Origin of the sequence: Longimicrobium sp. (genome assembly GCF_036280135.1) — a bacterium.
GTDB lineage: Bacteria > Gemmatimonadota > Gemmatimonadetes > Longimicrobiales > Longimicrobiaceae > Longimicrobium.
Genome location: NZ_DASURI010000925.1, coordinates 1 through 7,456, shown reverse-complemented (window position 1 = coordinate 7,456; position 7,456 = coordinate 1). Strand labels below are relative to the sequence as shown.

The 7,456-nt window shown below is 71.8% G+C and carries 8 protein-coding genes and 1 pseudogene; 6 read left to right on the top strand and 3 right to left on the bottom strand.

What is annotated here, in order from left to right:
* Together VFZ20_RS29815 and VFZ20_RS29810 are read right to left on the bottom strand one after the other, a co-directional pair.
* Positions 1 to 189, bottom strand: a pseudogene (locus tag VFZ20_RS29815) (hypothetical protein); the annotation flags it as partial.
* Positions 190 to 707: 518 nt separating this feature from the next.
* The gene (locus VFZ20_RS29810) at positions 708 to 1,655 is read right to left on the bottom strand and encodes a CPBP family intramembrane glutamic endopeptidase (protein ID WP_329687612.1); all 948 of its coding nucleotides are present in this window, start codon (positions 1,653 to 1,655) and stop codon (positions 708 to 710) included.
* Between the two features lie 397 nt (positions 1,656 to 2,052).
* Here VFZ20_RS29810 and VFZ20_RS29805 point away from each other — a divergent pair, with 397 nt between their 5' ends.
* The 5 genes from VFZ20_RS29805 (at position 2,053) to VFZ20_RS29785 (ending at position 5,115) form a co-directional block, all read left to right on the top strand.
* Entirely contained in the window at positions 2,053 to 3,045 is a 993-nt protein-coding gene (locus VFZ20_RS29805) for an MBL fold metallo-hydrolase (RefSeq protein ID WP_329687611.1), read from the top strand.
* 58 nt (positions 3,046 to 3,103) lie between these two features.
* On the top strand, positions 3,104 to 3,493 hold the full coding sequence (locus tag VFZ20_RS29800; RefSeq protein WP_329687610.1) for a hypothetical protein: 390 nt from the start codon (positions 3,104 to 3,106) through the stop codon (positions 3,491 to 3,493).
* 68 nt (positions 3,494 to 3,561) lie between these two features.
* Positions 3,562 to 4,173, top strand: coding sequence for a dephospho-CoA kinase (coaE, locus tag VFZ20_RS29795; protein WP_329687609.1), 612 nt, complete (start codon positions 3,562 to 3,564; stop codon positions 4,171 to 4,173).
* A complete protein-coding gene (locus tag VFZ20_RS29790) occupies positions 4,166 to 4,840 on the top strand; it encodes a PHP domain-containing protein (protein ID WP_329687608.1) in 675 nt (224 codons plus the stop codon). The genes coaE and VFZ20_RS29790 overlap by 8 nt, the downstream gene beginning before the upstream one ends.
* A gap of 110 nt (positions 4,841 to 4,950) precedes the next feature.
* The gene (locus tag VFZ20_RS29785; protein WP_329687607.1) at positions 4,951 to 5,115 is read left to right on the top strand and encodes a hypothetical protein; all 165 of its coding nucleotides are present in this window, start codon (positions 4,951 to 4,953) and stop codon (positions 5,113 to 5,115) included.
* 152 nt (positions 5,116 to 5,267) lie between these two features.
* Here VFZ20_RS29785 and VFZ20_RS29780 read toward each other — a convergent pair whose 3' ends face one another.
* Entirely contained in the window at positions 5,268 to 5,930 is a 663-nt protein-coding gene (locus VFZ20_RS29780) for a hypothetical protein (protein WP_329687606.1), read from the bottom strand.
* A gap of 245 nt (positions 5,931 to 6,175) precedes the next feature.
* Here VFZ20_RS29780 and VFZ20_RS29775 point away from each other — a divergent pair.
* Positions 6,176 to 7,456 (top strand): pyridoxal phosphate-dependent decarboxylase family protein (locus VFZ20_RS29775; RefSeq protein ID WP_329687605.1); only part of this gene is annotated, 1,281 nt, incomplete at its 3' end.

Genomic DNA, 7,456 nt, shown 5'->3' with positions numbered 1-7,456 from the left:
TCGGCGGATCGGCGGATCGGCGGATCGGCGGATCGGCGGATCGGCGGATCGGCGGATCGGCGGATCGGCGGGAATGTAGCGGCGGAGTCCACCCGCGCCGAGCGATTGAAATCGCCGCTGGAAAGGCACGAAGTCCGCCTTCGCGGACTGCCCCAGCGGAGGTCCCCGCGTGTGCACCGGCGCGTGCATCGATCGCGGCCTCCGCCGGGTCCGTCCCGCGTTGGCGGATGAAGCCCTGTTGGCGTCGCGCGTCAGCGCGAGACAGGGCTTTCTGCGGTCCCAGAGGCGGATTATGACAGTTGCGGATCTGAATCGCGTCGCGAGGCCCCAGCCCCGGCGAATGAATTCGCGGCTCTGACTGCGCGATGTCGGCCTTCGCCGACAGCTCCTGCCGCACGCCGCCCTTTGTGCACACAGGCCGCGTTCCAGCCCCCGAAGCCCGCCCCGCTGCACGTGGCGCCGCCGGTGCTGGGGCAGTCCGCACAGGCGGACTACGCGAACTTTCAGCGGCGAATTCATTCGCTCCGGCTGAGGGACGGCCTTACCGGATCAGATCCGCAACCGGCATCATCCGCGCAGGCTGGAACGTGGCGTTCATCCCCTCAACCTGCCCGCTGCCGATCCTCATCGGATCACCGGCGCGCATCGCGGTTCAATCCGCCACGCGCCTGGCCTATCCGCTACGCTGGCCTATCCGCCCCCGACCCTCATCCGCCCCGACCCTCATTCGCCCCGACCTTCATCCGCCCCTCCATCCGCCGCTTCGCCATCACGATCGCCGTCAGCACGACGACGATGGCGACGAACGCCAGCCATCCGTCCACGAGCTTGCGCGTGCCCCAGAACCACTCGTCCGCCCCCGGCACGGACGCGGTCGCGAAGCCATAGAACTTGAGCCAGAAGATCCACCCCGCGTGAATGCCCACGGACGCGGACAGGTCGCCCGTCCACTGGTACGCCAGCCCCAGGATCACCCCCGCCAGCGTCAGGCTCAGGAACGCGGGCACCAGCGTGTGCAGCGCCGTCATCCCCGCCAGCATCGTGGGCAGCACGCGCAAGCCGCTCAGCCAGTCCACCGTGGGCGGGTTCTCCGGGCGCCCCATGAAGTGCACGATGGCGTACACGGCGCTGCTCAGCGCCAGCGCGGCCGGCCAGCGCATGGCCCGCCGCAGCCCGCCGTAGATGGCGCCGCGAAAGAGCAGCTCCTCGATCACGGCCACGATCAGCGCCGTGGCCAGCACGCCCAGGAACTCTCCCGCCAGGTCGCCCGCGCCGCGCGGCTTGAGCGTGCGGCCGCCCGCCGCCAGCGCGATCACGCAGACGGCCGCGAGCGAGACGAAGCCCAGCGCGAACGAGGCGGCGAACGCCTTCCACCGGATGCCGCCCGCCGGCACGCCCGCGTCGCGCCATCCGCGGATCCCGGCCCCGCGGATGAACCAAGGCAGGCCGATGAGCGCCGTCAGCATCAGCGCGCGGTTCACGTAGCGCGCGAACGGCATCCGCGCCACGCTCTCCAGCGCGGGAACGGATTCCGCCAGCGCCTGCACGCCGCGGTACAGCCACGGCGCCAGCAGCGCGCCGCCCACGAACACGGCCAGGAGGTACAGCGCCAGCGCCCGCACGGGACGCCGGTCGCGCGGCGCGTCGGTCTGCATGGATGCGTGCGGATTCACGATGACGGACGAGGAACGGGCAGATGGATCGGCGGATCGGCGGATCGGCGGATCGGCGGATCGGCGGATCGGCGGATCGGCGGATCGGCGGATCGGCGGATCGGCGGATCGGCGGATCGGCGGATCGGCGCGACAACATACCTTCGCGAGCACGGATCGCGCATCTGCGGATCATCCTCGGCCGATCGACGGGAACCCGCCGCGGAACGACGATTCGGCGGATGCGCATCCACATCATCCGATCGCCGGGAAATCACCGGGCTCGCACATTCACCCGGCGGCAGCGTACGTTTGGGAGCGACGGCGCGGTACGCAATTTACGGTTTTTCTTGCGCCGGCCCCCCGCCGGAGCATATTTGCTTGAACACCCGTGCAGACGATGACTCTCCCCGCGCCCGCCGATGAGGTGGCGCCGCGGCTGTGGCGCATCACCACGCCCATGCCCGCGCGGCCGCCGGAGGTGCACGCGTACCTGGCCGCGCTGGACGGCGGCGGATGGATGCTCGTGGACGGCGGCCTGAACACCGGCGCCGCCTGGTCCGCGCTGGAGGCCGGCGTCCGGGCCGCCGCGGGCGGATGGAAGGACGTGCGCGTCCACGTCGTCACCCACATGCACATGGACCACGTGGGGCTCGCGGCCCGCGTGCGCGAACGCTCCGGCGCGGCCGTGTGGATGGGCCGGCTGGACGCCGAGCGGATGGCGCACGCCGCCGCGCACCCCGACGACGAGGCGGACTACCGCGCCGGACTGCTGGGCCGCTGCGGCGCCCCCGCGGAGATGCTGCGCACGGTGGAAGAGGCACGCCGCGGCGCCGAGCCCCTCGCGCCGCCCGTGACGGTGGACGGCACGCTGGACGGCGACGCGGGCGACATCCCCGGCGCGCCGGGCTGGCGCTTCGCGTGGACGCCGGGGCACACGGCGGGGCACGTCTCCCTGTTTCGCCCGGGGGACCGCGTGCTGATCGCGGGGGATGCCGTGCTGCCGCGCATCACCCCCACGCTGGGCGTGAACCGCCAGCGGACGGACCCCGTGGGCGACTACGCCCTGGCGCTGGACCGGCTGGAGGCGCTGTCGCCGGCCCTCGTCCTCCCCGGCCACGGACGGCCGCCGGAAGACGGCGTGGCCCGCATCCGCGAGCTGCGTACGGCCGCGGACGGCGAGACGGATACGATCGAGGCGCTGCTGCACACGGACGGGCGCACCTGCTGGCAGGTAGTGGACGCGCGCTATCCCGGGCGCGAGATGCCCGTCGGCACGCGCATGCTGGCCCTGCGCGAGACGCTGGCGCACCTGGACCGCCTGGCCACCGCCCGGCGCGCCACGGTGCGGACGGACGACGAGGGAGCCGCGCGGTTCGCCCGCGCGTCGTAAGATGGGGACGCGGCGCGGATTGGCCCGCCGCGGGGAGACATCGGTCTGAGGAGCCGAGATGTCGCGGATCTTCTGGATCCTGGTCCTGATGATCGGGGCCGTGGTGTTCGTAAAGCCGCTGCGCGAGCGCGCCACGCCGTACGTGGAGTTCGCGCTGAACCCGCTGTACGAGTGGGAGGCCAAGAACCGGGTGAACAACATCTACCGCGTGCTGGAGCGCACCCGGGCGGAGGGAAACCCGCTGCCGCGGCCGAAGGACTTCCAGGACTTTCTCACGGAGCGCGAGGGCACCAACGCGGCCCTGGACCCGTGGGGCACGCCGTACTTCCTGGTGCGCGAGCGCAAGTTCTTTCGCGTGAGCTCCGCCGGGGCGGACCGGCTGCCCAACACGGCGGACGACATCCACTCCACCCCCGAGGTGGCCGTGGACGCGGACAGGCGCCGCTGACCGGCATCCGCGGATCGGACGGACGGGGACGGACCATCGACGCACCGACAGAAGCACATCGGACTCTCATGCTCAAGGTTGGACTGACGGGAAACATCGCGGCCGGCAAGTCGTCCGTGGCCGACGTGTGGCGCGACATGGGCGCCACCATCGTGGACGCGGACGAGCTGGCCCGCCGCGCCGTGGAGCCGGGCACCCCCGCGCTGGCCGCCATCGCCGCCGAGTGGGGCACCTGGGTGCTGGACGAGGCCGGCGCCCTGGACCGCGCCGCCCTCCGGCAGATCGTCTTTGCCGACCCCGAGGCGCGGGCGCGGCTGGAGAGCATCGTGCACCCCGCCGTGGCCGCCCTGCGCGACGAGGACTACCGCGCCGCCGCCGCGCGGGGCGAATCGCTCGTCGTGGCCGACATCCCCCTGCTGTTCGAGGTGGGGATGGCGGACGAGTTCGACGTCGTCGTGCTCGTGGACGCGCCGGAGGAGATGCGCCTGCAGCGGCTGGTGGCGGACCGCGGGCTGGACCCGGACGAGGCGCGGCGGATGATCGCGGCGCAGATGCCCAGCGAGCTCAAGCACGCGCGGGCGGACGTCGTCCTCCACAACACGGGGACGCGCGGCGACCTGCAGGACAAGGCGCGGGACGTGTGGCGCGAACTCGTGAAGCGCGCGGGGGCCCGTGGCTGAGCAACGGATGCTGCGGGTGGACATGCACGTGCACACCCGCGCCAGCTACGACTCGCTGAACGATCCCGAGGGCATCGTCCCCGCCATGGACCGCGCGGGCATCGACCGCGTGGTGCTCACGGACCACGACGAGCTGCACCTGGCCCTGCGTCTGGCCGCGCGCCACCCCGATCGCATCATCGCGGGCGAGGAGGTGCGCACGGCCGAGGGGCCGGACCTCATCGGCATCTTTCTCACGGAGCGCATCCCCCGCGGCACGCCCCTGCGCGAGACGGCGGAGCGCATTCGCGCGCAGGGCGGCGTGGTGTACGTGCCGCACCCGTTCGACGTGCGGCGGCGGGGCGGCGGCGAGCACCACCTGGCCGCCATCGCCGACCTGGTGGACGTGGTGGAGGCGCACAACGCCCGCACCTGGGGCGAGGGCGTGAACGAGCGCGGCGAGGCGTGGGCCCTGGCGCGCAGCCTTCCGCTGGGCGCCGGCAGTGACGCGCACACGCTGGGCGAGATTGGCACGGCGTTCGTGGAGGTGCCGCCGTTCGAGCCCAACCGCGACTCGTTCCTCGCCGCGATCCGCGAGGGCCGCGTGGCGTCGCGGCGGACGTCGAAGCCGCTGGTGGCCGCGTACTCGGCGTTCGCCAAGGTGCGGAAGATGCTGCCGGGGGGATGAGGCGGGACGGTGGGTTCCGCGCGTCGGCGGCGGGGTTCGCGGCCGGAAAACTGCGGGAGACCGGGGACAGGGGACAGGGGACGGCCACCTACGGCGGGCGTGACGGAGGGATGATGACGAAGCGGATGCTCCTGGTCCTGGCGGTGGTTTCTTGCGCCGCCGCGTGCGGCGGCACGGAGGGCGGCGAGGCCCCTTCGGCCGAGGGCGGCGGCACCGTCGCCGACAGCACCCAGTCCGACAACACCAGCGGCAACGGCGCGCATACGGGCGGCTGAGGCGAAGGAAGCCAGGCGCAGCCCCGGGATGACCATCCGCGGACGAAGGGTTCGGCACCACCTCCCGGCAAGGTTCTGCATACGGCTGAAAGCCCCTCCGGGCGACGCGCGAGCGCCGTCCGGAGGGGCTTGTGGCTACCCGGGACGCGGGACTACGGCTGCAGCAGGATGGGGGCGAGGCTCTGGTTGGACGGGAACACCTGCACGCCGGGTCCGCCCTGCCAGCCGGAGTTGATATCGAAGGTCACGGTCTGCGACGGCGAACCGGTCAGGTCCACCAGGACGCCGGAGCCGGAGGCCTGTGCCACCGCCATCCCCGGGCTCATGGACGTGGGGCTGAACACCAGGAACACCTTCGGCACGGGCGTGATCACGGCCATCATGTTTCCGGAGAGCGGCAGCGCGTGGATGGGCGCGGAGCCTCCGGCGGACGATCCAAGCGCGAGCCCGACGGTGAGCTGCGCGAAGGTGCTGTTGTTGATGCCGATCGCGTTCGGCGGGCCGCCCTGCTGCACCTGCCCGAACCCGGACGGATCGGTGATGTCCAGCTGCATCCCGGGGGCGATGGGAAAGCTGGCGTTCGTCGTGATCTGCGCGCCGGGCATGACCTGGCTCTGCGACGTGTACACCTGGTAGTCCTCCGTCCAGCTCACGACGGTGCTCGAGCTAAAGCGGCTGCTGCTGAACCACACCGTCGGCAAGGCTCTGCCCCCGGACATGCCCGCCGCGTGCAGCCCGTACAGGCTGAAGCCGCTCTGCAGGAGCTGCTGGACGGTCTGCTGCGACATCTGGATGGTGACCTGATACGCACTCATGGGGCCTCGTGGGGAAGGGACGGTGAGGGGAAAACCGCTGCGTGATCCGGCGCGCGGACGGGGAACCGGTCCCGCGCGCAGCGAAGATACGGGTTTCGCGGTCCGGCATCCACGATCACGTTCTCCCGTCTCCTGTCCCCCGGCGCAGTGGCAGGCTGTCCCCTGCAACCCGTCCCCTGTCCCCCGCGGTTCGCACGCAGCAGATTGTCCGCCGCAGTGCACGAACCCGGACGAGACGCAATCCAATGACCGACGACCGATATCCACCCCGGCGCGAGGCTCCCCTGGACCTCGCGTCGGTGTTTCTGGGACCCAAGGGCGAAAACGCCGACGTATTCGAGCGCCTGCTGCTGGAGGCGTTTCGCGACCACGTGTTCTGGCGCCGCAACTTTCACCCGGAAGACGGCTTTCACGTCACCGAGGGCGAAAAGCACAGCCCCGACTACCAGGCGGCCATCAGCACCCTCTCGCAGGAGCTGATGGGGCTGCTGGGCGAGCTCAAGGCAGGCGTTCCGTTCTTCAGCCCGCGCTACATCGGGCACATGACGAGCGACCTGACCATGGCGAGCCTCATCGGCTACTTCGCCACCATGCTGTACAATCCCAACAACGTGGCGGCCGAAGCCAGCCCCGTGACCACGCGGCTGGAGCTGGAGGTGGCGGCGCAGCTGGCCCGGATGATCGGCTACGATCCCGACGCGCAGTGGGGACACCTCACCAGCGGCGGCACCGTGGCCAACTACGAGGCGCTGTGGGTGGCCCGCAACGTCAAGTACCTGCCCGTGGCCGTGCGCTGGGCCGCGGAGGAGATGGGGATCGGCGGACTGGCCGTCACCCTGCCGAACGGGTTCCAGGCGCCGCTGGACCAGCTGGACCTGTGGCAGATGCTGAACGTGACGCCGCGCGACGCGCTGGACCTGGCCGCGCGCTTTCGCGAGCACGTGGGCGACGCGTACCAGGCCGTGAGCGCCCTCGCGCGGCACTCGCTGGAGGGGCTGGGATTCCAGGAGTTCGGCCGGCGGCTGGCCGCCATCTACGGCGACGCCCTGCCGCCCGCCGTGGTCCTGGTGCCGTCCACGGCCCACTACTCGTGGGAAAAGATCTGCCGCACGCTGGGCATCGGCGGGGCGCAGCTGGTGCACGTGCCCGTGGACCGGCGCTTTCGCATGGACCCCGAGGCGCTGGAGGCCGCCGTTCGCCACCTGGCGGCGCGCCGGCAGCCCATCATCGCCTGCGTGTCGGTGATCGGGACCACGGAGGAGAGCGCGGTGGACCGGCTGGACCTCATCGCCGACGCGCGCGAGCGGCTGGGGCGTGAGCTGGGCGTGGGCTTCTACCTGCACGCGGATGCCGCGTGGGGCGGATACGCGGCCGCCATCACCTGGGGCGCGGATGGGCGCCGCCGCAAGTACACCGAGGCCCTGCGCGACTACGCGCCGGAGGTGTGGCCGGAGGAGGGCGTGTTCCGCGGGCTGGTGGCCATGGAGCGGGCGGACAGCGTGACCATCGACCCGCACAAGCTGGGC

What these genes read in the sequence shown, in the direction of transcription:
- VFZ20_RS29800 (WP_329687610.1), top strand. Translation starts at nt 3,104, where the DNA reads ATGTCGCGGATCTTCTGGATCCTGGTCCTGATGATCGGGGCCGTGGTG.
- VFZ20_RS29810 (WP_329687612.1), bottom strand. Translation starts at nt 1,655, where the DNA reads ATGCAGACCGACGCGCCGCGCGACCGGCGTCCCGTGCGGGCGCTGGCG.
- VFZ20_RS29780 (WP_329687606.1), bottom strand. Translation starts at nt 5,930, where the DNA reads ATGAGTGCGTATCAGGTCACCATCCAGATGTCGCAGCAGACCGTCCAG.
- VFZ20_RS29805 (WP_329687611.1), top strand. Translation starts at nt 2,053, where the DNA reads ATGACTCTCCCCGCGCCCGCCGATGAGGTGGCGCCGCGGCTGTGGCGC.
- coaE (WP_329687609.1), top strand. Translation starts at nt 3,562, where the DNA reads ATGCTCAAGGTTGGACTGACGGGAAACATCGCGGCCGGCAAGTCGTCC.
- VFZ20_RS29785 (WP_329687607.1), top strand. Translation starts at nt 4,951, where the DNA reads ATGATGACGAAGCGGATGCTCCTGGTCCTGGCGGTGGTTTCTTGCGCC.